The organism is Fundicoccus sp. Sow4_F4, assembly GCF_052116145.1.
Taxonomy (GTDB): domain Bacteria; phylum Bacillota; class Bacilli; order Lactobacillales; family Aerococcaceae; genus Fundicoccus.
In genome coordinates this window covers 101,990-124,917 of the sequence record NZ_JBQKLQ010000002.1, presented here as the reverse complement: position 1 = coordinate 124,917, position 22,928 = coordinate 101,990, and the positions used below count along the sequence as shown (strand labels likewise).

Sequence of the window (22,928 nt, the reverse complement as noted above, 5' to 3'; positions counted from 1 at the left end):
ATTTCGTTTGAGTAAACAGATGCATAGGGATTCTCCTTAAAATTTAGTCTTTCTAATGTAAATCTAATTTAACAGACTTGAAAAGCAATTGCAAGTAAAATCATCACTTGCGATTAAATCTCATTATTGGTAACTTTAAAGCCTAAGAATAAGAAAGATGGGATGAGCGAATGACAATTAAACGATCGACGAAACTAAAGAGTTTAGTGACAGAAGACTGCCTAAACTCGCCAACTTTTAATAAACGCACTGCCTTTGTGACGAGTCTTATCCTATTACTGACAGTTATTTTCCCTTTACATTCTGGGCTGGCACACACGCAAACCGCAGACCAAACTGAACAAGCCGCTCAACAAATTTGGTTAATTACGGATATTCACTATATGTCGCCGTCACTCAGTGATCATGGCAAGCGTTATGAAATTTTTCAAAAGCAGGCAGCTGGCATAGATTATGATTTTGGCCCTGAGCGACTGGAGGCTTTGCTTGTTCAAATCGAACGTGACAAACCTGAGGCCGTTATTGTGGCGGGAGATTTAACGTCGAATGGTGAATACCAATCGATGTTAGATTTGGCGGACTATTTTGCCCAAATGGAAAAAATAGGAACGCAAGTCTTCGTGATTCCAGGCAACCATGATATTCATAATGGCTGGGCGGTGCGCTTTGAGGGTGAGAAAACAGTGAAGGAAAAGCAGACGAGTCCTGAAGATTTTGCAGAAATCTTTGCAGACTTTGGCTACAATGAGGCCTTGTCGCGCGATAGCAACAGTTTGAGTTATTTGGCGCAGCTTTCGCCTAATTGGCAAGTCTTGATGTTAGATACGAATGTCTATTCTGACAAACCAGGCAAAGGCCAGTCCGAAAGCCGCGGGCAGACCAAGGCTGAGACGCTTGAATGGGCGGGCACGTTGTTGGACCAAACGCTTGAGGAGGCGCTGGTGTTGCCGGTGATGCATCATGGTGCTCTATCACATTTTCAAGGGGAGTATCAACAAACGACGGCGGCCGAAGCCAGCAATCTACAAAAGCTGCTTGCTCAACATCAGCTCCCTCTGACTTTGACTGGCCATTTACATTCTCAACATATTACGACACTGATGGTCGACGATACAGCTTTACATGAGGTGGTTACGACGTCCTTTTCGATTTATCCAGGCAAGATCGGTGCCGTCACCTTTGAAAATGAGCAAGTGACTTATCAACAAATTGACTTGGAGATGGAAAATTGGCTCGGCTCTGAAAAATACCCAGACTATCTGGCACACCTGAAGGCCCTGCAAACTAATTCTACGCATGTGAAAATATTTGACACCTTATATAATGACGCGGCTTTGAAACCCCATACTCAAGAGATTTCAAACGTCTTCCAACAGTTAAATCTCAGCTTCTTTATGGGCAGTATTCGTGAAGATTGGCCGGCATTGGAAGTCGCCTTGGCCAATATCCAGCCTTATATTGAAGGCACGGATTACCGTTTTTTCAATGGTTATCTCGAATTATTATTGTCGACTAAAGACTATTCACAAACAGAGCTGACGGTTGAGTGGGCGCATTAGGCTCTTCACATCCCATTTCATTAACGCTCCTTGCAGCAATCGTGATAAACTGATGATGAATCACGCCGCACAAGTCAAGCAAATGAAAGAGGGAAACACCATGATTAAAAGCGTTCCTTATCTCAATTTCCAACAAACTCTAGAGGCACTTGCTTTCTATGAAACACTCGGCGCTAAGACTACAGATATCACCAAGATGTCGGACCCTATCTTTGCCGACATGCCCGAAGAAGAAAAGATGAACCCGGACTTCGTTATGAACGCCAGTTTCACAATCTTCGACCAGAAAATTTACTGCTCGGACTCATGGGGCAATCAGCCCGTCGACCATGCCGGCTCAAGTCTTTGCTTCACTTTTGACCAACACGACCCAGACGACGTGGAACAAATTCACAATCTATTCGCTAAGGCCGAAGCCAACGGCTGTCAAATCAGCATGCCGCTCGCCAAATCAGAATGGACCGACCTTTTCGGCATGTTCACTGATCCCTTCGGTGTCAGCTGGCTTTTATCTGGCGAATAAAAAAAGAGAGTCAGCAAATTACGCTGACTTTCTTTTGGACAAAATAGGACTGAACTTTAGACGGCTTGGCATCTTACACGGACTCAGATTGTTAGAAATGACTGCCTGGCTGTTCCAAAAAGTCCATTTCTTCCTGTGTCGATGGGCGGCCTAAGATCGCATTACGATGCGGATAACGACCAAAGCGGTCTATGATTTCCTTATGGGCAACTTCGTATTGATAAGTGTAATCATCGGTATAGATTTTGAATAAAGGTTCGGCTAATTTCTCATGAATCTCTGCCGACTCAGAGTGCTCTAAAGGTAAGAGGGCGAATGCTTTTTCGTTAGGTGTTAAATATCTAAAATCCGGGTGCTTAATGATTTCTTGTGACAAAACCACAGCCATCGGATCTTGAGCAAAAGCGCGGGCGTCATCACGCATCAAATTGCGCGAAAATTGGTCGAGTACAATGATTTCAGCCAGTCGACCATAAATAGTCGAGCGCCAAGGATACAACAAACCCTGACAGGCTGCGTGCCAAGTATCTTCAAACTGGTCTCGGATTGCTTTATCAAAGGCGTCATTCTTCTCAAAAAGTAAGGCCTCATTGGCAGGATCAAACCAGAAATCGAGAACAGATTTCGGTGAATGCGGCATCATATTATTTCCTCCATTCAATCGTTTAGATGCATCAATCTTAGCACTTTAAAGTGTTTTATTCAAAATATTCGAAAGAAACTTTCGGTCAAACGGTCGTCACAATTGACAACTCGTATTTTTTTATGGAATATTAAATAACTCAATTAGGTGTGGATAGCCACTCGTAAAGACTTTGGACTGGACACGCGCAGTTGCTATATTATGAGAAAAGAGGCTTTATTATGAAACTATATTTAAAACAAAAGATGTTTTCATTACGTGGAGATTTCAATATCTACGATGAAAACGAAACCCCCGTTTACCGAGTAGAAGGAAAACTAATCTCATTAGGACGCCAATTGCGTTTGTTTGATATTGCGTCTGGAGAAGAATTAGCATTTGTTAAGCAACAACTCTTAACCTTCATGCCAAAAATGAATGTCTCTTACCAGGGCGAGCACATTGCGACAATTTCTAAGAAGTTTACTTTCATGAAACCCACTTACGAAATTAGCGAAATCGGCTGGTCAATTGAAGGCGACTTCTGGGCTCATGACTATACAGTTTACGACGCAAACGGCCAAGTAGTCGCCGACTTAAACAAGAAAATATTCTCCTGGTCTGATACCTTTGAAGTCAATATCGTTCAAGATGCTATCGATCCAGCAATGGTTATCGCGATTGTTCTAGCTATCGATGCCGCAATGGATGCGTCACAAAACAAAAGCTAAGCAATCACACAAACAGCTCCCCAAAATCGTGGGAGCTGTTTTTCTTTTATCTAAATACTTTCGCCCAGAAACTCTAAACCTTAAAAGCCAGTCGGTGTCGCTCACTACGCATCGCGACGATTATATAAAACCACTGCTTCTTTTGAAATCGTCCTGAACGCCAGTGAAGGACACCTTTGGTTTTTCTAGCGAGAAAGGGCTAATCCAGGTAGAAGTGGGGGGGAACTTAGCTTGAGTGTTTCTGGAGGGGAGTCTCTCGCTTGTTTAGAGCCGACCATTCGCCAGGGTCGGCTCTCTCTCGCTTGTTTAGTGCCGACCATTCGCCAGGGTCGTCAGTCTCTCGCCTAGATAGTGCCGACCTTCCGCTAGAGTCGTCAGTCTCTCGCTTGTTTAGTGCCGACCATTCGCCAGGGTCGGCTCTCTCTCGCTTGTTTAGTGCCGACCATTCGCCAGGGTCGTCAGTCTCTCGCCTAGATAGTGCCGACCTTCCGCTAGAGTCGTCAGTCTCTCATCTAGATAGAGCCGACCTTCCGCTAGAGTCGTCAGTCTCTCATCTAGATAGTGCCGACCATTCGCCAGGGTCGTCAGTCTCTCGCCTAGATAGAGCCGACCATTCGCCAGGGTCGTCAGTCTCTCGCCTAGATAGAGCCGACCATTCGCCAGGGTCGTCAGTCTCTCGCTTGTTTAGTGCCGACCATTCGCCAGGGTCGTCAGTCTCTCGCTTGTTTAGAGCCGACCATTCGCCAGGGTCGTCAGTCTCTCGCTTGTTTAGAGCCGACCATTCGCCAGGGTCGTCAGTCTCTCGCTTGTCTAGAGCCGACCATTCGCCAGAGTCGTCAGTCTCTCGCTTGTTTAGTGCCGACCTTCTGCCAGAGTCGTCAGTCTCTCGCTTGTTTAGTGCCGACCATTCGCCAGAGTCGTCAGTCTTTCGCTTGTTTAGTGCCGACCTTCCGCTAGGGTCGTCAGTCTCTCGCCTAGATAGTGCCGACCTTCTGCCAGGGTCGTCAGTCTCTCGCCTAGATAGTGCCGACCATTCGCTAGAGTCGTCAGTCTCTCGCCTAGATAGTGCCGACCATTCGCCAGAGTCGTCAGTCTCTCGCCTAGATAGTGCCGACCTTCTGCCAGAGTCGTCAGTCTCTCGCCTAGATAGTGCCGACCTTCCGCTAGAGTCGTCAGTCTCTCGCTTGTTTAGTGCCGACCATTCGCCAGGGGCGTCAGTCTCTCGCCTAGATAGTGCCGACCTTCCGCTAGAGTCGTCAGTCTCTCGCTTGTTTAGTGCTGACCATTCGCCAGGGTGTCAGTCTCTCACATAGATAGTGCTGACCATTCGCCAGGGTCGTCAGTCTCTCGCCTAGATAGAGCCGCCCCTTCGCCAAGGTCGGCAGGATTCCCCCAAAATTCAAACACGCCTCATCTATCCAAGCAGGCCCACCAAACCCTAAGCGCAAAAACAGCCACCCATCACAGGTGGCCGCATATCGACTGTAAAATTATTTACGTAAGGATAGGAAAGCTTCTGACCATTTGATTAACTCGTCTAACATGTCGTTAACGCCAGCTTCCATATGGGCGCCTGGTTTGAAAGTTGAGAAGTTCTCGAAGTCAGTGAACAAGTTGAAAGCTGGGTTAGTACGCACGTCAGCAACATATTGCTCACCTAACACCAAACGTACTTGCTCAGCTGCACGGATTCCGCCACCTGAACCGTAAGAAACAATTCCGGCTGCTTTGTCGAACCACTCGTTACGCGCGCTGTCTAATGCGTTTTTCAAAGCTGCTGACAAGCCGTGGTTGTACTCTTGAACGATGAAGATGTAACCATCTAATTCGTCAATTTTCGCATTCCAAGCTGGATTAGCTTCGCCAGTTCCTAAGAAAGGCAGGTTGTAATCTGCAATATCAACGATCTCGAATGTGTGACCTTCACGTTTTGCTGCAACCGACTGGATATAGTCACCGACCTGTGGACTAACGCGACCTTCACGAGTTGAACCTAAAATAATACCGAATTTCATAGAAATATTCTCCTTTTTCTCTTCTTTATTTTGTTTAAAGAATTTTTTTACTATTGATAACACAGACAAACATCCTTCCAAAATAGCGCTACTATACGCTAGGTGTAAGCCTTTGATGTACGAACGATATGAGTCACCAAGCATTTACAACGGTTTTAAACCACTCGAATTCGAACTAACGCCGTAAAAAAATACAGGCGCAGTGCTTCCAAAACGCTCAATCAAACACTCATTAGATTAACTATAAACGAGCGAGTAAGTAATGTCAAGAGTATTCCGAATTTAAATCAAATTAATTCGAGATGAATCTAAACAAATAAAAAACGCTCAAATACTCGTTGGATTAAGTGTAAGTCCTCCAAGAGGATTTGTCAACAAGTATTTCTAATTCGAGATATCTGCCCACCAAACAATATTCAATAAAGCTTGTGATAACTTGCGTCAGGCACTTTAATTGGTTAAAATAATATTATTAAATCAAATCAGATTAGAGGCGCAAACATATATGAAATTTATACTAAAAGAGATTGTCAGTACATTGCTTCTGTTCGCAGTCATGTTCTTAGTGATCATGGGCGTTTATAAATATATCGCCGAACCTTTTATCGTAGATGGGGCATCCATGGAGGCTACCCTTAAAAGTGGCGAACGCTTATGGATGTTAAAATTAAACGAGATCGACCGCTTTGATGTGGTGATTTTCCCAGCACCCGATAATGAAGACAAGCTGTACGTTAAACGTGTGATTGGTGTAGCAGGTGATACGATTGCTTATGAAAATGACCAATTGTTGATCAACGGGCAAGCGGTTGAAGAACCCTATTTACAAGAAAAAGCCAATGAGTTCGATGGTAAATTCACTTATGACTTTACATTAGAAGACATTACAGGCGAGACGACTGTACCAGAAGGATCGTTTTTCGTGATGGGAGATAACCGTCGTAATTCCCTAGATGGTCGTCGTTTTGGTTTTATTGAGACAGACGATGTGATGGGTGAAGCCGACTTCATCTATTGGCCATTTTCTGAATTCGGCTTATTGGATAAATATGAGTTGTCAGCGGACGGCTCGGAAATTGTGCTTCGATAGATTTTTTCGCCATCAGGCGGTTTGTTCTATTTTGTCCATTGCAAAAGCTTGAGTAAGCATCTATAATTAGAGCGAATAGACTAGTAAATGATGAATGGCGTTTAGAGAGGCTGCCTTGGCTGAAAGCAGCTCGCCCGCTTCATGATTGAACCTACTACTGAAGTGTTGGGTAGCCTCCTTATCGGCTAGCGAGCTGGTCGGTCCCAAGCGGGCGGACAAACAAGGTGGTACCGCGGAGATTGTAGCAACTGTTCTTCGTCCTTTAATAATAGGATGTGGAACAGTTGTATTTTTTTATAAAATGGAGGAAACGATTGTGGTAACAAGAAAAGAAGATTTTTCAAAATGGTATATTCAAACGATTCAACAAGCGGATTTAATGGATTATTCGCCAGTGCGTGGTTGTATGATTTTCAAGCCAAATGGTTATGAAATTTGGGAACATATTCAAGCGGAATTTAACCGCCGTTTTAAAGAAGAGGGCATTCGTAATGCTTACTTTCCAATGTTAATTCCTGAATCTTTCTTCAATAAAGAGAAAGATCATATCGAAGGTTTCAGTCCTGAATTGCCTTGGGTAACGGAAGCAGCCGGCGAGCAATTGGAAGAGCGTTTGGCGCTACGTCCAACTTCTGAAACGATGATCGGTGACGCTTATTCTAAATGGATCCAGTCATACCGTGATTTACCATTGGAATTAAACCAATGGGCGAACGTTTTCCGTTGGGAAAAACGTACTTTACCTTTCTTACGTACGTCAGAATTCTTGTGGCAAGAAGGTCACACGGCGCATGCGACAGCCCAAGAAGCCACCGCACGGACCATGCGTATGTTACAAGTCTATAAGGAAGTTGTGGAAGATTTATTAGCAGTTCCTGTCTTCAGCGGTGAAAAAACGCCAAGCGAACGTTTTGCAGGTGCTGAGCGTACTTACTCAATCGAGTCAATGATGCAAGATGGTAAAGCCGTTCAAGCAGGAACGTCTCATTATATGGGCACGAAGTTTGCGGAAGCGTTCGACATCACGTACTTGAACAAAGAAAACAAACACGTTCACGCCTTTACAACTTCATGGGGTGTGTCAACCCGCTTAATCGGTGCGATGATTATGACTCACGGCGACGACTCAGGCTTGATTATGCCGCCAAAAGTTGCGCCGCAACAAGTGGTGATCATTCCAGTAGGACCTAAGAAAAAATTAGACAAGGTCATGGAGAAAGTTGACGAATTGTATGCAGAATTAAAAGCTGCAGGTATTCGTACAGTGGTTGACGATAGTGACAACTCTCCAGGCTACAAATTCAACGAGTGGGAATTACGTGGCGTGCCTCTACGTATCGAAGTTGGTCCTCGTGACATCGAGAACAATCAAGTGGTCATGAAAGCCCGTGACGGCGGCGAGAAACAATTTATTTCTCTAGCTGACGCGCCATTAGTTGACGTTGTTAACGCTGAATTAGCAGCCATGCAAACACGTCTATTTGAAACAGCTGTTGCGATGAATCAATCGCACATTTACACTGATATCAATACTTTAGACGAGTTAGCTGCTCACATTGAAGCTAAACGCGAAGCAGATGAAGTGGCTGGCTGGGTGCTAGCTGGTTGGGATGGCACTGAGGAAACGGAAGCGAAAATCAAAGAAGTCACTGGCTTTACAACCCGCAACCTGCCTTTCGAAGGTCAATATGAAGCTAAAACAACCTGTATCGTGACTGGCGAACCAGCTAAACATACCGTTTGGTTAGCAAGAGCTTACTAGATTCCGGACAAAATAGGACTTTAAAAAACAAGCTGCTCCTGTGGCCCCCACTAAAGTGGGCGGCTGCGGGGGCGGCTTTTTGTGTTGGGTTACTTGGGGAGGGCGGATAAGAAAACTCTTGAAGGAAGTGAAAGAATAGGGGCGGCTCATTGTGTTCGGCTAGACCTCCGATCTAAAGTGATTACTCGAGAGTTGACTGGAACAATTAGAATGGAATTTAGTGAAATGTGGGGGAATCGTTGAGTTTTTCTGGGAGTTTGTTTATGTTGGAGGCTGACACTACACCTTTTAGGTGATGTTTTAGTTTTAATTGTCCCACTCACGATTTGAGTGGAACAATTAAACCTTTAACGTGCCCACTCAAAGTCTGAGTGGGACAATTAGGATGGTTTTGGGGGAAACTTGATGGGAATGGTTGAGTTTTTCTGGGAGTTTGTTTATGTTGCTGGCTGACACGACACCTTTTAGGTGATGTTTTAGGTCTAATTGTCCCACTCACGATTTGAGTGGAACCATTAAACCTTTAACGTGCCCACTCAAAGTCTGAGTGGGACAATTAGAAAGGTTTTTGGGGGAAACTTGATGGAAATGTCTGGATTTCAGGTGAATTTCTTGATGAATCCTCCTGATATCACACCTTTTAGGTGATGTTTTAGTTTTAATTGTCCCACTCACGATTTGAGTGGAACCATTAAACCTTTAACGTGCCCACTCAAAGTTTGAGTGGAACAATTAGAATGGTTTTTGGGGGAAACTTGATGGAACTGTCTGGAATTCTGGTGAATTTCTTGATGAATCCTCCTGATATCACACCTTTTAGGTGATGTTTTAGTTTTAATTGTCCCACTCACGATTTGAGTGGAACAATTAAACCTTTAACGTGCCCACTCAAAGTCTGAGTGGGACAATTAGAAAGAATCTGAGCGCACAACAAATAACACTCTTATTTAACCACCATCACCCATAAACCCAAAGGTGTCACTCCATTCCACTGCGTGACGATTAAATGAAAGCATCCAAGCACTTTATCAAATCGTCCGGTCCGATAAGAGCGGACACCTTTATCTTTCTATACAAGCTGTGCCCGTCAACAAGCGGTTTGCTATAAACTGACCATCTGACCATCTGACCATCTGACCATCCTACAATTCCAACAAACTTCCGAAATTTTCAATCCCCTCTCAAACTCATCTACCCATCCTAATTACTCGATCTCTCAAAGTCACGATTGTCGCACAAGCCTTCTCTTTCTCCCCTCCATCAAACATAGTCAAACTTTCACCCAGATTTGTTCGCGTCCTAAAAGCTCACTGGAGAAGGCGGGACTGGCTGGCTCTAGGCCGCTTGGCGCACATGAAGTCCTGGGAGCCAAGCGACCTAGGACTTCAGTAGACAGGCGAGTGGTAATCTCCTTGCCGGCTGCGGCGACCACCGCAGACCGACAAGAGATGAAGACGTGCCCCAGCCAGTCCAGGCACCGCCTTCGCAAGCGAGCCCGCGCCACCCAACAACACCTCAACAACACCCCACCCCTCAAAAAATAAGCTACCAAACTTCTTACAAGACAGCATCATAAGGCTACCAAACTTCTTACAAGACAGCATCATAAGGCTACCAAACTTCTTACAAGACAGCATCATAAGGCTAGCAAACTTGACTTTTTGTGGTATGCTTATTGATACGAAAAACTGATGGAATGGAATGAGGAACGCCTATGAAGCAAGAAGCTAAACGTAATACGACCCACTTGTCGCGCTATGTGCCAGACCTTGAGCCGGAAGCACTCCAGGCTCAATTGAAGATTGACCATGCGCCGGTTCGTCTATCGATGAATGAAAATGTCTACGGCCCATCGCCCAAAGTGGCTGAAGCCATCCAGGCATGGACGGGCGCCCATGCCCACCGTTACCCGGATACGCGCTTGACTCAACTGCGCGAGGCGCTGGCGACTTATCACGGCGTAGATCCAGATGCTCTGGTGTTCACCAACGGCTTGGACGAGATGATTCAAATCTTGCCGCGTACTTATATAGAACCGGGCGATGAAGTTCTGGTCCATACGCCAACTTTCCCGGAATATGCCAGCCAAGCGCGCGTCGATGGCGCAAGCATTATCGAGGTGCCGGACAAGCAACTTGCGGTAGATTGGCCGGGCATGAAGGCTGCCATTAGTGAGCGCACCAAGTTAATTTACTTATGTAACCCGAATAATCCGACCGGTAATATGGAGCCCTTGGACCAAATTGAAGCCTTTCTGGATCAAGTTCCAGCCAACATCCTGGTCGTTCTGGACGAGGCTTACTTCCAATATAGTGGTCTAGCGGAGAGTCAGTCGGGCGTGTCACTTTTTCCTGACTACCCGAATCTGATGATTATGCGCACCTTCTCGAAAGCCTATGGCCTGGCGAATATTCGCTGTGGTTATACGGTTTTACATCCGCAGGCGGCTGAAATTGTTGATGCCACGCGCACACCCTTCAACGTGTCGGGCTTAACTGAAATTGCAGCTCTCGCTGGTTTCCAGGACCATGATTATCTTGCGGAAATTGTCGAGGCGAACCGCCAGGAGCGTGAGTTGTGGCTGGCTTTCTTTGAGGAGCTGGGCCTGACTCATTATCCAAGTTATACGAACTTTGTGATGTTTGAAGTCGACGACGCAACTACTTTAATCAGAATATTCCGTCAAGCCGGTTATATGGTCAGCACCCATAGCTTCCCGAACTGGATTCGTCTAACGATTCCAGAAGCAGGCGATGGTGCCCGCCTACGGACACTGATGCGACAAGCCCTCTCGTAAGCGAGGGTTTTTTGTGTTAGAATAATGAACGAGAAAATATTCCCATAAGTTGTGTTGAAATATTTTGTGAGGATGTTGAAAAAAGATTTGGGCGTTAGCTACAAGTCACAAGAAATAGGTGAAGAGATTGAAATATTTGGCGATCGATAGTTCCACAAAGGCTTTGAGTTTGGCCTTGCTTGAGGACTCTGAAGTTGTTGCTGAAAATACGTTGCTAGCGGCGCAACAACACGGCGTCCTATTAGTACCAGCGGTGGCTCAATTGATGGAACAATTAAATTGGAAAACGAGTGACCTGGACGGCTTGATTACCGGGATTGGACCAGGCTCTTATACAGGTTTACGTGTAGGAGTGACTTTCGCGAAAACATGGGCGAACTCTAAAAAGCTGCCATTATATACCGTGTCTTCGCTCGCCTTGATGGCAGCGGCGGCGATTGATACGCAAGTCGACACACTGATACCGGTAATGGATGCAAGACGTTTGTCAGCCTACACGGCGGTTTACACGGCACGTGAGGGGCAACTGGAAGTCGTTGTGCCGGATGCTCATGTTGATTGGCGTGAGTGGTTACATGAGGTTGGAGAACAGCTGGGTGAGCATGTTGTCTTGGTGGGTGATGCCATCGATGAGTTTGTTGAAGCCTTTTTGGAGGAATTTCCTGACAAGAAGGTTCAAAAGTTAGATGATTGGTCTACTTGGCCACATGCTAGTAAGGCCCTATTGTGTCCGTGGTCTCGTGTGAGTGAGGCGACGTTGTTGGCGCCGAATTATGCGCATGCGACGTTGGCGGAGCGTGAGTGGGCGCAGAAAAATAATACGACTATTGCGAGTGAAGGCGATCATGAAGAATTTATTGAACATTTTACGTAATCAGGAAGTTTATCAAATGGCGACACAGGCGGTGCATTCTTTGAATTATGAGTTGACGGGTGAGGCGGCGCGTAAGGCGTCTGATGGTGTGAAGCATCCTGTTATGGCGCGGATTGCGGCTAAGTTGGAGGGTGAGTCGGATGTGCGTCTGGCGCGTGAGGGTGAGTCGGATTATGTGATTCATTTGCGTGTGGCGACGGCGGCCGATATTGAGGCGATTACTGCTTTGGAGTTGGTCGGTTATGATGGTTATTTGGCTTGGGAGCAGGAGGATTTTGAGCGTGATTGGCGGACGAATCCTTATGCGGTCTATTTGTTGTTGGAGCATCATTCGGTAAATGATGAGGATGTGGCTTTGGTTGGTATGGTCACTGGGCGTTTTCTGGCCAAGAAGGCGCATGTGTCGCATTTGATTGTGCATCCTGATTTTCAAGGGCATGGTCTGGGCAGTTATTTATTGAACCAGTGGTTGACTTTGGCCAAGGACGAGAAGATTCGTCAGGCGAGTTTAGAGGTGCGTGAGTCGAATTTGACGGCGCAGATGTTGTATATGAAGCATGGTTTCACGGTGTCGCAGAAGAAGTATAATTATTATTACAATAATAACGAGACGGCGCTGTTGATGGTCAGGCCATTGAATTAGCGAGTGTGTGCTTGGAATGTTGAAGGAGAGGGGGCTGAGGAAATGAGTGGAACAGAACGTAATCGTGGTCGTGACCTGGAGCGTGAGGCGCTGGAGGAGACGGTATTGAATGTGAAGGTGGTTCCTTTTAGGGGAATCGAGTTGCCGCAAGTCCTGCGCTCACAGATAATTGTGGCCAATGAGGCGACGTTTGCTTGGTCAACGGCGATGAGTGAGGCGGATTTCGCCAACGCGCAGTCTGAGTATTATGTGATGGTGCGTGATCGTGATGAGCTGCTGGCTTATGTCAGCCTCCATCATATTCTGGATGAGGCCACGATTAACACGGTCTTTGTTGAGCCGTCTTGGCGTCAATTGGGACTGGGGCTGCATTTGTTTAACTTTGTCTTGGACCAGTTGGCGGCGCGCGACATTTTAAATTTATTTTTGGAAGTGCGGGCGAAGAATGTGCCAGCGCGTGCCTTGTACAGGGCGGCTGGTTTTGAAGAATTGGTCGTACGTCAAGGCTACTACGAGGACCCGGCCGATGATGCGGTGATTATGCAGAAGCATTTGGCGGGTGCTGGTCAGGGTGCTGGTGCGGGTGTTGTGGAGAGCGACGAAGGCCTAGAGGGCGTGAAGCAAAATCAAGAAAGAGGTGCTGGCGATGAGTCAGATTCTAGCGATTGAATCGAGCTGTGACGAAACGAGTGTCGCAGTCATTGAAAATGGTTCGCTCATAAAATCGAATATTGTGGCGTCACAAATAAAGAGCCACATGCGTTTTGGGGGCGTTGTGCCGGAAGTGGCTAGTCGTCACCACGTTGAACAAATCACGCAAGTCATCGACAAGGCCCTGGTCGGAGCTGGCTTGACCAGTGTGGACGATGTCGACGCGATTGCGGTGACGCAAGGGCCAGGACTTGTGGGGGCTTTATTGGTCGGCTTGACGGCTGCCAAAACTTTGGCTTTTGTCCACGACAAACCCTTGATTCCCGTCAACCACCTGGCTGGTCATATTTACGCAAGCCAGCTGATTCAGCCACTGAAGTTTCCTTTGCTGGCGCTGATTGCTAGCGGTGGACATACGGAACTGGTTTACATGCCGGAGGATGGCGTCTTCGAAGTCATCGGCGAGACCCAAGATGATGCGGTCGGTGAAGCTTATGACAAAATAGGGCGCATGTTGGATCTGCCTTATCCAGCGGGGAAACACATGGATCAACTAGCTCAAGAAGGTAGTGAAAGCTATCAGATCCCACGCGCAATGTTGCATGAAGATAACTTGGACTTTAGCTTTTCAGGAATGAAGAGTGCAGTCATGAACCTGATCCATAACGCTCGCCAACGTGGCGAAACAGTGGTACCAAAGGACTTGGCGACTTCATTCCAGAACGCTGTTGTGGAAGTATTAGTCGAAAAGACGGTTCGTGCGTTGAAGGAATACGGTGGGGATGTTGCTGGTGAATCTGCTAGTTCTGCTGGTTCTGCTGGTTCTGCTGGTTCTGCTGGTTCTGATAGAGGTTCGGGCGTGCTGCCTGTGCGTCAGTTCGTTCTAGCGGGCGGCGTGGCGGCCAATTCAGGTTTACGCGAAGGCTTGACCTCGCGTCTAGCCGCTGACTTTCCTGAACTAGAAGTGTTGATTCCACCTTTATCACTGTGTGGCGACAACGCCGCTATGATTGGAGCAGCCTCTCACCATCTATATAAAGAGAAAAAGTTTAGTGATTTAATGATTAACGCCAAACCAGGCCTGATGTTATAAAAAAGACTGTAGAAGCCGCCCTTGGGCGGCTTTTTATATTTGGGAAGGTGAGGTGAGTATGGCGAAAGAAAAAGGCGTCCGACCTGGGTGGCCGGACGATTAGGGGTGACGGTGTCCGACCTGAGCGGCTGGACGATTAGGGGTGACGGTGTCCGACTTGTGCGGCCGGACGATTAGAGGGAAGGCGTCGGATTTAGGTTGCTGGATGATGTGAGGGGGCCGACTTGTCCGGCTGGCCGATTTGAGGTGAGGGTGCTTTTGTATAATCGTCACGAAACGTAGTGAAGTGACACCTTTATGTTTTGTGGGCGCTGTATTTACTTCTATAGGGGGTTTGTTTGGAACAACCTCTTGCTTGAAGAGATAAAGGCGTCCGACCTAGTCGGCCGGACGATTATAAGAAAGATCTTTGCTTTTGTATAATCGTCACGAAACGTAGTGAAGTGACACCTTTATGTTTTTCTAGATGAAATGAATTTACACTTAGCCAAGTGGTGGCTACTAACCATTCTAATTGTTCCACTTAGACTTTGAGTGGTCACGTTAAAGGTTTAATTGTCCCACTCAGACTTTGAGTGGTCACGTTAATGGTTTAATTATCCCACTCATATCTCGAGTGGGACAATTAAATCTAAAACATCACCTAATAGGTGTAATATCAAGAGGGATTATCAAGAACATTACCTTAATTCCAGACATTCCCATCATATTTCTCCCGAAACCATTCTAATTGTCCCACTCAGAGTTTGAGTGGGCACGTTAAAGTTTTAATTGTTCCACTCACATCTCGAGTGGAACAATTAAACCTAAAACATCACCTAATAGGTGTGTCATCAAGAGGCATCATTAAGGAAATCACCTGAATTCCAGACATTTCCATCATATTTCCCCCCAAAACCATTCTAATTGTTCCACTCAAACTTTGAGTGGGCACGTTAAAGTTTTAATTGTTCCACTCACATCTCGAGTGGAACAATTAAACCTAAAACATCACCTAATAGGTGTGTCATCAAGAGGCATCATTAAGGAAATCACCTGAATTCCAGACATTTCCATCATATTTCCCCCAAAAACCATTCTAATTGTTCCACTCATATCTCGAGTGGTCACGTTAAAGGTTTAATTATCCCACTCATATCTCGAGTGGTCACGTTAAAGGTTTAATTATCCCACTCATATCTCGAGTGGGACAATTAAACTTAAAACATCACCTAATAGGTGTAATATCAAGAGGGATTATCAAGAACATTACCTGAATTCCAGACATTCCCATCATATTTCTCCCGAAACCCTTCTAATTGTTCCACTCAGACTTTGAGTGGTCACGTTAAAGGTTTAATTGTCCCACTCATATCTCGAGTGGGATAATTAAACCTAAAACATCACCTAATAGGTGTGTCATCAAGAGGCATCATTAAAGAAATCACCTGAATTCCAGACATTTCCCTCATGTTTCCCCCAAAAACCATTCTAATTGTCCCACTCAGACTTTGAGTGGTCACGTTAAACGTTTAATTGTCCCACTCAGATCTCGAGTGGGACAATTAAAACGACACGAACCCTAATACAAGAATGATAACTAACACAAGACCATTATTTTCCTCTACGAGGTGCTCGAATAGGCACGGTTCCATAAGGCTGACGGAAATATGGATTGATGTAGGCTGCATACTTCCCGCGGCTACTCATCTTGTAGCGGGCACCTAGAATTTGGCGAATGGTTTTACGAGGCACCTGTCCAGCCAAAAACCACTCGATGTCTGCGACCGTCACGACAGGAGCATCGTGGAATATCTTGCAATAATCCTCGACCGCGTGCCAGATGGCCTCTCCCTTACTAAACCGATAACGCCCACATGGACACTCGAGCGACCGTTGGGTCACCAGCAGGTGGCAGCCGCCACACTCTGGACACAACAGACCTGTTTCGAGCCGCGCCAAATGGGCATCCTCAACACGCGGGGCCCAATACTTGCTCTGACTCTCCAAAGTCAGCAAGCGACTGGCCGCCCACTGAGCCCCGACACTCCCCCGGCCGTGACGACTGCCATAGGCAGCCGCTGATTCTTTCTGCAAGTCTTGCAAGGTTCGCATCACATGCGCGCGAGGGATGCAGCCAAAAGCAGCTGTATCGTCCACCGATACCAACTGATCCGAATTCATGAACATCAACATACCTTCCACAGGCAGATCCAAACCTACCCGCTTGGTCAAAGCGCGCAGACGATCCATCGAAGACTGGAAGGCCGCCAACGGATTACTCTTGGCCTCGTTCCCGCCAAAGTATGCACGCCCTTGAGCATAAGAGAAATCCACCCGATAATACTTCGCATTCAAATTATAAATGCGGTGATGCGTAATTAATAGCACATCACACTCGACCTGCTGGTCCAGCCAAACATTACGCCCGACCCAAGCCTCCTCACCAAACGCTGACTTCACCATCTCCAATAACTCAGCCTCGCCGCGCGCGCCACACTCTTCCAGACCCAACTTGAACAACTCGTCCTCACTCAAAGCCCCACGACGTGCCATCGCACGATACCAATACAAATTTCCGGTCATATATTGTCCTCCTTTTTACCATCTATCTATAAATACGTAAAAAGAGACCCAATCTCACTTTAAAAATTTATTAAATTTTGAAAATATTGCAAATACTTTTCCGGCCTGTTAAACTATTCATATGAATAATTAATCATAAGTAGGTGAAAACAATGGAGAAACTGCATAAAATCAAGGAGGCCAGCCGGATATTCAAAGTATTAGCCGACCCGACCCGCCTGGCGATCTTGCGATTACTTGAAGGCAAGGAGCTTAATGTGACGGCGATTTCCGAAGGACTCGAGATGGAACAATCCGCCATCTCCCATCAACTGAAAACACTCAAAGATGCCCGCCTGGTCAAAGCGCGCCGTGATGGCAAGAGTATGATTTATAGCCAACTCGATGGGCACGTCTACGAAATCCTGGCCCAAATGTTCACGCACGTAGAGGAGAAAGACTGCGACTAGACTAATAGCCACAGCCAATACCCACCCAAGACCTAACATGATATAATGCTGAGTGAAGATAAACAGAGGAGACAACCACATGATACTACTACAAGCTAACCAAGTGAGCCGACGTTTTGCAGACGCGACCCTCTATGAGAACGTGTCCTTTAGCATCCAAACGAATGACCGCATTGCGCTCGTTGGACGAAACGGTACCGGCAAATCTACCTTAATTAAACAAATCATGGGCGAGGAGCCCCTATCAGACGGCGCACTGTCACGCGCGAAAGGCCTCAAAGTCGGCTACCTAGAACAACACGTGGCCATCGACTCAGACCGGACCATCTGGGCGGAAATGTTAAACGTCTTTGATGACACACTGCGCCTAAGGGACCAGGCCCAGAAGGCGGCCGAACAATTGGCCCAAGAAGCTGAGAATACCGACTCGCCAGCTTACGAGGCGGCCTTGGAGCGCTATGACCAACTACAAGAGCGCCTTAAAGATAAGAATGCCTATGCGATCGAATCGGAAATCCGCACGGTTCTACATGGCTTCCGCTTCTATGAAGAAGATTATGAGCGTCCCGTTCAATCCCTATCGGGCGGCCAGAAGACCCGCCTGGCCTTAGCGCAAATCCTCTTAATGGATTATGACCTCTTGATATTAGACGAGCCGACCAACCACCTCGACATGGAAACGCTGGCTTGGCTAGAGACATACCTATTAGGTTACAAGGGTGCGCTCCTTATCGTATCGCATGACCGCTACTTCCTAGATAAGGTGGCTAAAGAAGTCATCGAGCTGCGCCATCATACACTACACATTTATAAAGGAAACTATTCCTATTATCTGAAAGAAAAAGAGGCCCGCTTGGAACAAGAATTCAAGCTTTATGCGCGTCAACAAGATGAAATTGCAAAACTTGAAGACTATGTCCGCCGCAATCTGGCCCGCGCCTCGACCACCAAGATGGCTCAAAGCCGCCGCAAGCGACTTGAGAAAATGGACCGCCTCGAGCGTCCTAAACAAGACGCCAAAGCGCCGCGCATCCAGTTCTCAGCCCGCAAGGATTCAGGCGAACGCGTGCTAGCTGCCGACCAACTAGCCATCGGTTATCCAAACGACAAGGCACCTATCGCGACAAACATCAACATGGACTTGCGTCGCCAAGAAGCGATCGCCATCGTTGGCCCAAACGGGGTTGGCAAGACGACCTTCCTCAAGACACTTCTGGGCCGCCTAGCTCCCAAAGCCGGCGATGTTACGACGGGCACCGGCGTCGAAGTCGGCTACTACGAGCAGAATGTGAACACACTGGACCCGACCCTGACGGTCTTGGAAACATTGTGGCAGGCCCACGATACGACTGATGAGTGGATTGTCAGGAGTATCCTTGGCAGCTTCTTGTTCAGTGGTGAAACTGTGGAGAAAAAAGTGTCCATGTTGAGTGGTGGCGAAAAAGCACGCTTGAGTTTGGCGCTGTTGGCGACTGAGCATGACAACACTCTGCTTTTGGACGAGCCGACCAACCATTTGGACATCGACAGCAAGGAGGTGCTCGAGGAAGCACTGATTGAGTACGACGGCACCTTGCTGTTTGTGTCGCATGACCGCTATTTTATCAACCGGATCGCGACGCAGGTGCTGGAAATCGCGCCCGATCAGGCCACCCTCTACCTCGGCGACTACGATTATTACCTGGCCAAAAAAGAGGAACTCGCGCAAATTGCCGAAATGACTCAGGGGACAAAAGGGCCTTCGCAAGCTGGCGACAAAGCCAGTGCAACTTCTGCCAGTGTTGACTCTTCCACAGGGGGCAAGGCGCAGTTGAGCTATGCCGCCACCAAGCAATTGGCGCGCGAACACCGAAAGCTAAGCCAAGCCGTGGACAAAGCTTGGGACGCCAACGAGCAACTGGATGCCCAGATTGCGAGCCTCCATCAGTCGCTTGCACAAGCGGCCGAGGCCAACGATCAAGTCCAACTGGCCGATCTCCACGATGACTTGAAGGCCGTCGAAGAAGACCAACTCCTCGCTTTAGATGCCTGGGAGAGCGCTTCCCTCGAGTTGGAAGCCTTCCTAGAAGACCACCCGGAGTTAGATAAATAAAAGTTTGATGATTTACCCTGCAAAAGCCCTCAAATCCAAGGATTCGAGGGCTTTTTGTCTAGTTAAGAATAAAGTGCTTATTTTAACGTGACGACTCACTGTTTGAGTTAGCACGTTAGATAGGTAACGAGTCGACCAACTGTTGGGTTAGCACGTTAGATAGGTTAACGAGTCGACCAACTGGCGAGTTGACACATTAAAGGATGATTACGAGAGGGCTTCTAGTAAAACATGATGTTTTGTAATCCCTCGATATAAAAGAAAATCTCTACCCACCAAAATATAAAGGAGTCACTCCATTGCATTTCGTGACAATCATAAAGCCACCGCTCTTAATCTAATCGTTCGACTCGCCAGAGTAGGACTCCTTTATCTCTTCTTGCAATCGCCGGCCTAACAAGTCGGCTTGGATCGTCTATCTCTCCTTTATCCTTTTCTTCTTGAAAGCTCTGTCTTAACAAGTAAGGTGGCTTATCAAGCCAATTAAAAAACAGCCTTTTTCTAAAGGTTGTGGGCGTTTCCCTACTAGATATAATGTTAATGGTTGTCGTCTTCATCGTAGCCGAGACGTTCGGAGGCGTCGTGGGCGGCTTCTTTCATAATTTTGATGAATTGTTCAAGCTTGCCTTTGTTGACGCGTGATAAGGGGCCGACAACTGTGATGGCACAAGCAATCTTGCCTGACATATCCCGGACTGGTACGGCAATCGAATAGTTATTCTTGGTGATTTCTTCGATACTCATCGCATAACCTTGACGGCGTACTTTTTCAAGTTCCTTCTTGAACTTGATGGGGTTAGTAATCGTGTGCTCGGTGTAAGCCTTGACACCATCTTCGAACATTTGATCAATCACCTCAGGGTCTGCCTCTGCCAAGATGACTTTTCCGGAGCTGGCTGCGTAAGCAGCATTATGGGCACCGACAGAAGTTAGAATGTTGGAATAGTAGGGGCCAGTGTTTTTGTTGAGATAGATAACATCTTGTCCCTCTAAAACCGCTACGTGTGCACTCTCACCGGTTTGAAGGACGATATTATTTAAAACGGGTGCGACTTCACGGTACAATTCGTTCGTGCTTGTCAAGGCGCCTCCTAAAGTTAAAACGGAGTAGCCGAGACGGTAGCCAGCCGTTTCAGTGTCTGGTGCTAGAAAGTCTTCTGATACTAAGGTGCTGATTAGGCGACTGACAGTTGATTTTGACACACCGAGCTCTTCGGCTAGATCACTGACTCGCTTAACTGGTTGTGTGGTTGTAAAGCTCTTCAAAATTTTTAGCGCATTTTTAACAGATGATAATTGACCCGACCTTTTTTCACTCATCTAAATTCCTCCTACGATCTAATTTACTAACCATACAGGCAAGACTTACAAGCGACATACTCAAGCGACTTACTCAAGTGACATATTATAGTAGCTTTACCTTCCACACGATCTTTACAAGTCATGCCCGAAAGCTAGCCGACCCCTCACTTTTCCTAGACTTTAGCGAGGTGCCAAGGTTGCGAGCTATGTGTTGGAGGGCGTATCTTGCTTCTAGCGAAACAAATGGGGAGCCCTATTTTGCCATGAAAGGAAGCGGTTTCTTTGTTAGAATACGCTTTCATGTTAACATTATTTGCGTATGTTGTAAATGTTATTTGTTTGTTGCGTCTATCGCAACAAATGGGTGCATCGGCTTTTGGGATGGGTTATTATGTAGTTGTAGCCAAGAGGTAACGCTTACAAGTTGTAAGTTGTGAAGGCCTCTGATTGAAAGGAGCATATCATGTCGAAAGTTTATGAACCTTATGTGGTTAAGTTGGCACATCACTTGTGTGAGGCCTTTAATCAGCAGGAGGGTGTGTCGCCAGTAGTTTCAGAGCATCCGGCTTTAACAGTCAAGGAGGCTTATGACATTCAATTATATAATATCAATGCTCAGCTAGCTGATGGAAAAACGATTGTTGGTAAAAAAATCGGTTTGACTTCTAAAGCGATGCAGGAGTCATTAGGCGTGGACGAGCCAGATTATGGTCACTTGTTAAATGATATGGTGATTACAAAAGAGTCGCCAGTTATTTATTCGGATCAAGTCTTACAACCTAGAGTTGAGGGTGAGTTAGCTTTTATCTTGAAGGAAGATTTAGTTGGACCTAACGTCACAGTTGAAGAGGTGCTTGCTGCTACTGAGAGTATTGTCGCAGCCATCGAGATTGTGGATAGTCGTGTCAAAGATTGGCAAATTACGTTACGTGATACAGTGGCTGACAATGGGTCATCTGCTTACTATATTCTAGGTGACAAGGCGTTTTCTCCGGCTGAGTTAGATCGTGTCGGCGTGAAGATGCAATTGTTCAAGAATGGCGCCTTCATTAACGAAGGGGATGGTTCAGCAGTTCTAGGCGATCCAGCTTACTGTGTGGCTTGGTTAGCTAACAAGTTACATCAATTTGATATTAGTCTTAAAAAAGGCGAAGTCATTCTAGCCGGTGCGTTATCAGCGGCAATCCCAGCAGAAATCGGGGATGAGTTTGAAGTTAAGTTTACAGAAGGTTTAGGTAACGTCAGCATTAAATTTGAAGAAAGGTAGAGTGAGTGAATTTGTCGAGAAAAGTTACAGCAGCAATTATCGGCCCTGGTAATATCGGTTCTGACTTAATGATGAAGTTGTTAAGATCAGATGTCATTCAACCTATCGCGATGATCGGCGTTTCAGATGATTCACGCGGTATGAAAATGGCCAGAGAAAATGGCCTAACGACAGTGCCAACTGGCATTGATGGTATTAAAGATTTAGAAGTGATTCCTGAATTAATATTCGATGCAACATCAGCTTATGCGCATGAGTATAATGCAGCGGTCGCAAAAGAATTAGGCAGTCGCATGTTTGACTTAACACCCGCCGCAATTGGTCCTTTCGTTTCACCAACGGTTAACCTTGAGGAACATATCGATGCAGAAAACGTCAACATGATTACATGTGGGGGGCAAGCAACGACACCAATCATCTCAGCAATTTCTGATGTGGCTCCGGTTGAATACGCTGAAATTGTCGCAACAATTTCAAGTAAATCAGCTGGTCCTGGAACGCGTGCTAACATTGATGAGTTTACTGAAACAACTGCTAAGGCGATTGAAGAAGTCGGTGGAGCTAAAAAAGGGAAAGCGATTATTATCTTGAACCCGGCTGAACCACCCATCTTAATGCGTGATACGATTTATACTTTGATCGAAGGCGAGTTCGAAGAAGCAGCCGTTATCGCTTCCGTAGAAAAACGCGCTAAAGAAATCCAAGCCATTGTACCGGGGTATCGTTTAAGAACAGCGCCAATTATTGATGGTCAATTGGTAACAGTCTTTGTTGAAGTAGAAGGCGCAGGCGATTACTTGCCAGTCTACTCAGGAAACTTAGATATCATGACTGCTTCTGCAGTGGGTGTTGCCGAACGTGTTGCTCGAGAAATATTAAAAAAAGAAGCATAG

At 46.5% G+C, this 22,928-nt stretch carries 19 protein-coding genes; 15 read left to right on the top strand and 4 right to left on the bottom strand.

From position 1 onward, the window contains the following. Positions 1-170 precede the first annotated feature (170 nt). The gene (locus ACTQ5J_RS04630; RefSeq protein ID WP_441750972.1) at positions 171-1,559 is read left to right on the top strand and encodes a metallophosphoesterase family protein; all 1,389 of its coding nucleotides are present in this window, start codon (positions 171-173) and stop codon (positions 1,557-1,559) included. Positions 1,560-1,659: 100 nt separating this feature from the next. Beyond that, entirely contained in the window at positions 1,660-2,082 is a 423-nt protein-coding gene (locus ACTQ5J_RS04625) for a VOC family protein (protein WP_441750970.1), read from the top strand. 91 nt (positions 2,083-2,173) lie between these two features. Here ACTQ5J_RS04625 and ACTQ5J_RS04620 read toward each other — a convergent pair whose 3' ends face one another. Beyond that, positions 2,174-2,725: a DUF924 family protein gene (locus ACTQ5J_RS04620; protein ID WP_441750969.1), complete on the bottom strand. Its 552-nt coding sequence runs from the start codon at positions 2,723-2,725 to the stop codon at positions 2,174-2,176. A 221-nt stretch (positions 2,726-2,946) separates the two neighbouring features. On the opposite strand from ACTQ5J_RS04620, the gene ACTQ5J_RS04615 reads away from it, so the two are divergent. Next, positions 2,947-3,435 (top strand): LURP-one-related/scramblase family protein, encoded by a 489-nt coding sequence (locus ACTQ5J_RS04615; RefSeq protein WP_441750967.1) that lies wholly within the window; start codon positions 2,947-2,949, stop codon positions 3,433-3,435. 1,490 nt (positions 3,436-4,925) lie between these two features. On the opposite strand, the gene ACTQ5J_RS04610 is transcribed toward ACTQ5J_RS04615, so the two are convergent. Then, on the bottom strand, positions 4,926-5,450 hold the full coding sequence (locus ACTQ5J_RS04610; RefSeq protein ID WP_441750965.1) for an NADPH-dependent FMN reductase: 525 nt from the start codon (positions 5,448-5,450) through the stop codon (positions 4,926-4,928). 505 nt (positions 5,451-5,955) lie between these two features. Here ACTQ5J_RS04610 and lepB point away from each other — a divergent pair. From lepB to tsaD, 7 genes are all read left to right on the top strand, one after another. Further along, positions 5,956-6,540 (top strand): signal peptidase I, encoded by a 585-nt coding sequence (gene lepB / locus ACTQ5J_RS04605; RefSeq protein WP_441750963.1) that lies wholly within the window; start codon positions 5,956-5,958, stop codon positions 6,538-6,540. A gap of 301 nt (positions 6,541-6,841) precedes the next feature. Continuing rightward, a complete protein-coding gene (gene proS / locus ACTQ5J_RS04600) occupies positions 6,842-8,302 on the top strand; it encodes a proline--tRNA ligase (protein WP_441750961.1) in 1,461 nt (486 codons plus the stop codon). Between the two features lie 1,714 nt (positions 8,303-10,016). Further along, on the top strand, positions 10,017-11,099 hold the full coding sequence (gene hisC / locus ACTQ5J_RS04595) for a histidinol-phosphate transaminase (RefSeq protein ID WP_441750959.1): 1,083 nt from the start codon (positions 10,017-10,019) through the stop codon (positions 11,097-11,099). A gap of 127 nt (positions 11,100-11,226) precedes the next feature. Then, the gene (tsaB, locus tag ACTQ5J_RS04590; protein ID WP_441750957.1) at positions 11,227-11,973 is read left to right on the top strand and encodes a tRNA (adenosine(37)-N6)-threonylcarbamoyltransferase complex dimerization subunit type 1 TsaB; all 747 of its coding nucleotides are present in this window, start codon (positions 11,227-11,229) and stop codon (positions 11,971-11,973) included. Next, entirely contained in the window at positions 11,945-12,616 is a 672-nt protein-coding gene (rimI, locus tag ACTQ5J_RS04585) for a ribosomal protein S18-alanine N-acetyltransferase (protein WP_441750955.1), read from the top strand. The genes tsaB and rimI (ACTQ5J_RS04585) overlap by 29 nt, the downstream gene beginning before the upstream one ends. Positions 12,617-12,658: 42 nt before the next feature. Next, complete coding sequence (gene rimI / locus ACTQ5J_RS04580; RefSeq protein WP_441750953.1) at positions 12,659-13,285, top strand: ribosomal protein S18-alanine N-acetyltransferase; 627 nt, start codon at positions 12,659-12,661, stop codon at positions 13,283-13,285. Continuing rightward, complete coding sequence (gene tsaD, locus ACTQ5J_RS04575; RefSeq protein ID WP_441751320.1) at positions 13,257-14,360, top strand: tRNA (adenosine(37)-N6)-threonylcarbamoyltransferase complex transferase subunit TsaD; 1,104 nt, start codon at positions 13,257-13,259, stop codon at positions 14,358-14,360. The genes rimI (ACTQ5J_RS04580) and tsaD overlap by 29 nt, the downstream gene beginning before the upstream one ends. Before the next feature lie 1,593 nt (positions 14,361-15,953). On the opposite strand, the gene ACTQ5J_RS04570 is transcribed toward tsaD, so the two are convergent. Continuing rightward, the gene (locus tag ACTQ5J_RS04570; protein WP_441750951.1) at positions 15,954-16,925 is read right to left on the bottom strand and encodes a nuclease-related domain-containing protein; all 972 of its coding nucleotides are present in this window, start codon (positions 16,923-16,925) and stop codon (positions 15,954-15,956) included. A gap of 152 nt (positions 16,926-17,077) precedes the next feature. Between ACTQ5J_RS04570 and ACTQ5J_RS04565 the strand changes: the two genes are divergently transcribed. Both ACTQ5J_RS04565 and ACTQ5J_RS04560 read left to right on the top strand, forming a co-directional pair. Continuing rightward, entirely contained in the window at positions 17,078-17,374 is a 297-nt protein-coding gene (locus tag ACTQ5J_RS04565; protein WP_441750949.1) for an ArsR/SmtB family transcription factor, read from the top strand. Positions 17,375-17,453: 79 nt separating this feature from the next. Next, positions 17,454-19,466, top strand: coding sequence for an ATP-binding cassette domain-containing protein (locus tag ACTQ5J_RS04560; protein ID WP_441750947.1), 2,013 nt, complete (start codon positions 17,454-17,456; stop codon positions 19,464-19,466). 537 nt (positions 19,467-20,003) lie between these two features. Here ACTQ5J_RS04560 and ACTQ5J_RS04555 read toward each other — a convergent pair. After that, the gene (locus ACTQ5J_RS04555; RefSeq protein ID WP_441750945.1) at positions 20,004-20,786 is read right to left on the bottom strand and encodes an IclR family transcriptional regulator; all 783 of its coding nucleotides are present in this window, start codon (positions 20,784-20,786) and stop codon (positions 20,004-20,006) included. A gap of 264 nt (positions 20,787-21,050) precedes the next feature. On the opposite strand from ACTQ5J_RS04555, the gene ACTQ5J_RS04550 reads away from it, so the two are divergent. Genes ACTQ5J_RS04550 through ACTQ5J_RS04540 form a run of 3 tightly spaced genes read left to right on the top strand, consistent with a single transcriptional unit; the run spans position 21,051 to position 22,928 of the window. After that, positions 21,051-21,182 (top strand): hypothetical protein, encoded by a 132-nt coding sequence (locus tag ACTQ5J_RS04550; RefSeq protein WP_441750943.1) that lies wholly within the window; start codon positions 21,051-21,053, stop codon positions 21,180-21,182. Positions 21,183-21,231: 49 nt separating this feature from the next. Next, complete coding sequence (locus tag ACTQ5J_RS04545; RefSeq protein WP_441750941.1) at positions 21,232-22,035, top strand: 2-keto-4-pentenoate hydratase; 804 nt, start codon at positions 21,232-21,234, stop codon at positions 22,033-22,035. Positions 22,036-22,046: 11 nt separating this feature from the next. Beyond that, positions 22,047-22,928 carry an acetaldehyde dehydrogenase (acetylating) gene (locus ACTQ5J_RS04540; protein ID WP_441750939.1) on the top strand — a complete coding sequence of 294 codons (882 nt, stop codon included), beginning with the start codon at positions 22,047-22,049 and terminating at the stop codon, positions 22,926-22,928.

Bases quoted from the DNA above. Each gene is read 5' to 3' on its own strand.
- ACTQ5J_RS04630 (WP_441750972.1), top strand. From the start codon at position 171: ATGACAATTAAACGATCGACGAAACTAAAGAGTTTAGTGACAGAAGAC.
- ACTQ5J_RS04625 (WP_441750970.1), top strand. From the start codon at position 1,660: ATGATTAAAAGCGTTCCTTATCTCAATTTCCAACAAACTCTAGAGGCA.
- ACTQ5J_RS04620 (WP_441750969.1), bottom strand. From the start codon at position 2,725: ATGATGCCGCATTCACCGAAATCTGTTCTCGATTTCTGGTTTGATCCT.
- ACTQ5J_RS04615 (WP_441750967.1), top strand. From the start codon at position 2,947: ATGAAACTATATTTAAAACAAAAGATGTTTTCATTACGTGGAGATTTC.
- ACTQ5J_RS04610 (WP_441750965.1), bottom strand. From the start codon at position 5,450: ATGAAATTCGGTATTATTTTAGGTTCAACTCGTGAAGGTCGCGTTAGT.
- lepB (WP_441750963.1), top strand. From the start codon at position 5,956: ATGAAATTTATACTAAAAGAGATTGTCAGTACATTGCTTCTGTTCGCA.
- proS (WP_441750961.1), top strand. From the start codon at position 6,842: ATGGAGGAAACGATTGTGGTAACAAGAAAAGAAGATTTTTCAAAATGG.
- hisC (WP_441750959.1), top strand. From the start codon at position 10,017: ATGAAGCAAGAAGCTAAACGTAATACGACCCACTTGTCGCGCTATGTG.
- rimI (WP_441750955.1), top strand. From the start codon at position 11,945: ATGAAGAATTTATTGAACATTTTACGTAATCAGGAAGTTTATCAAATG.
- rimI (WP_441750953.1), top strand. From the start codon at position 12,659: ATGAGTGGAACAGAACGTAATCGTGGTCGTGACCTGGAGCGTGAGGCG.
- ACTQ5J_RS04570 (WP_441750951.1), bottom strand. From the start codon at position 16,925: ATGACCGGAAATTTGTATTGGTATCGTGCGATGGCACGTCGTGGGGCT.
- ACTQ5J_RS04565 (WP_441750949.1), top strand. From the start codon at position 17,078: ATGGAGAAACTGCATAAAATCAAGGAGGCCAGCCGGATATTCAAAGTA.
- ACTQ5J_RS04560 (WP_441750947.1), top strand. From the start codon at position 17,454: ATGATACTACTACAAGCTAACCAAGTGAGCCGACGTTTTGCAGACGCG.
- ACTQ5J_RS04555 (WP_441750945.1), bottom strand. From the start codon at position 20,786: ATGAGTGAAAAAAGGTCGGGTCAATTATCATCTGTTAAAAATGCGCTA.
- ACTQ5J_RS04545 (WP_441750941.1), top strand. From the start codon at position 21,232: ATGTCGAAAGTTTATGAACCTTATGTGGTTAAGTTGGCACATCACTTG.